At 29.7% G+C, this 2,368-nt stretch carries 2 protein-coding genes; both read right to left on the reverse strand.

The window, feature by feature from the left end; genetic code table 11:
• Positions 1–449 precede the first annotated feature (449 nt).
• Positions 450–1,070 carry a 2OG-Fe(II) oxygenase gene (locus tag ACP6PK_RS26275; RefSeq protein ID WP_426564017.1) on the reverse strand — a complete coding sequence of 207 codons (621 nt, stop codon included), beginning with the start codon at positions 1,068–1,070 and terminating at the stop codon, positions 450–452.
• Positions 1,071–1,310: 240 nt separating this feature from the next.
• Positions 1,311–2,228: a 2OG-Fe(II) oxygenase gene (locus ACP6PK_RS26280; RefSeq protein ID WP_426564018.1), complete on the reverse strand. Its 918-nt coding sequence runs from the start codon at positions 2,226–2,228 to the stop codon at positions 1,311–1,313.
• Positions 2,229–2,368: the final 140 nt, after the last annotated feature.

Consider the following 2,368-nt stretch of genomic DNA (forward strand, 5'->3'; position numbering starts at 1 on the left):
CCTCAACATGGAAACTCTTTGATTTGACTTCATAAATTATCAAACTTTCTCTCCCAGGAAATAGAGATATTTGATTTCGATGATTAAAGATAAGCCTTTTAAATTTCATATCAATAATTTTTTTTCCTCTCCTTCTCAGATACTAGAGCTATTTCATGGGTAATTCTAAAAGTTAAAGATTGTGGGGTAAAAAACTCTTTATGGTTAAGCAAAAAAATCTATTTTTTTCAGTCATAAAATAGTCAATATAAAAGATATCATTATTATTCAATGATTCCGACCTTATCTGTTCCCTACTACTTATTATTACTTCTTGATAACTAACTAATTTTTGACATTGCTTTTCATTTGATCGAGATTAGTGTTTAGTATTTAATAACCTTGGTTCTTTTGATACTAATTTTTGACAGTTTCCCAGGGTAGCATTAATGAATTATCAATGGTAAATATTAACTTCTCCATAGCCAACCATTAATAGTAAAGCGACTATCTGCAAATTTTTTAGAAGGGCAATTTACTGGTAAAACTTCGTGCCAATAACGACTAATAAAGAAAATAATAGTATTATTTTTTGGTGCAATTTTTTTGAATGAATTTGCCTGCTTATAGTAATTATTATCTATTTTTTCATCATATAGAACTAATTCTCCGCCAGAAAATTGTTTAGGTTGTTGATCAAAATAATAAACGTAGGTAATTTCTCTTTTAGCAACTTCTGGCATTCCATTATCATTATGTGTCTGATAATAATGACCGTGATTATGAGCTGTTACCTGTGCTTCTATTTTAGCAATAGGAAATTCTTGATGACCAAATTTAGCTAAAACTTGAGGTAAAACTAATTTAATTCGTTGACTAATTCTAGTTTTGGAAATAGTTGCTAAATGCAATACCATTGACTTGCGAAAGTCGGGGTCATTATCACTTAAGCTAGTAAGACTTTTTTCAAAATATCCTTCTAGTTTAATCGCGGATTCGAGAATTTTTTGATTTTCTGTCTGAGTTAAAAAATTATCAATTTTCACACATTTTGATTTAACTAGATTTTGATTATATTTGTCACTGATCATAATTACACTAATTGAATAAACTTACACTTTCTTGAATAGGGAAGTAGGGGAGAATTCATTAATGGATAATGGATAATGGATAATTACCTTTGGTTAAAACTATCAGATTAAATATAAGGAAATTCAAGAGCACTTTTTTTCTCTTGAAATAGAAGGCTTTATACCTGAATTTTTCGGTAAACAGCAAAAATAATTAACACTAAATGCTGTAATTATTAATTATTAATTATTAATTATTAATTATGAATTATCTTTCCGTATCCAACCATTAATAGTAAAGCGACTATCTGAAAAAGCTTGAGAATGACAAGTTACTGGCAAAACTTCGTGCATATAACGACTGAGGAAAAATACAATACTATTATTTGTAGGTTCTATTGTTTTAAATGTTTCGGCTTTGACATAGTATTTATCTTGAATTTTACTATCATAAATTATTAAATTACCACCTGTAAATGCTTTAGGTTCTCGATAAAAATAGTAAACATAAGTAAGAACTCTAGTCGCAGTTTCAGGAGAACCATTATCATTATGAATTTTATAGAAATTATTATCATTATGAGCTGTTAACTGACTTTCAATTTGGGCAATTGAAAATTCTGGAATATTTAACTTTGTTAGCACATCAGGAAAAATTTCTTGAATTCTATTGACTATTAATTCTCGGAATTTGGGGAAAGAGTGCAATACTAAAGAACGACGATAATTTTCAGCTTTAGTTGATGTTGTAGTTGGTACAAAATCTGATTTTCTTTGGAAGATATAGTTTAGTAGTTGTTGAGTTTCTGAATTTGTGAGGAAATTTTCTATCAGTAAATAACGAGATTCTAAGTTATCTGTTTTAGGAGTAGGAGGAGTATAGGTTTGAAGATTAGATTTACTCTCTTGTGGTTGTAAATGCTGTAAATAAATTGGTGGTTCAGTTACCATTCCTACTAAATGTTCGCTGGGAAAACATAAAGCGGAATGACCTTCTGCTAGAGGAATTTGAAAGAGGGTAGAATTTTCAGTTTTTTGATGTTTAGATAATAATGTTTTGGCTAAAAGTTGGAGTAAAGGTGCATCAGATTTAAGATAAATAGTATATTGATGTCCTCCTGTTAATAGGAGTTGAATTTTTACTTCTTGGGGTAGGTTTTGTGGTGGAGTAAGTATCATAATTTTTGCAAATTTTTAGGGAATAGGGAGTAGGTAGTAGGGAGTAGGGAAAATCCTGATCTGAATTTTCTGTGACTGCTTCACTACGAAAAATTTGAGACTCTCAAATAGAGACGAACCGACCACATCCTACTTTTTCT

Source organism: Dapis hubbardiae BLCC-M172 (assembly GCF_050016015.1).
Lineage (GTDB): Bacteria > Cyanobacteriota > Cyanobacteriia > Cyanobacteriales > Microcoleaceae > Trichodesmium.

Bases quoted from the DNA above. Each gene is read 5' to 3' on its own strand.
- ACP6PK_RS26280 (WP_426564018.1), bottom strand. From the start codon at position 2,228: ATGATACTTACTCCACCACAAAACCTACCCCAAGAAGTAAAAATTCAA.
- ACP6PK_RS26275 (WP_426564017.1), bottom strand. From the start codon at position 1,070: ATGATCAGTGACAAATATAATCAAAATCTAGTTAAATCAAAATGTGTG.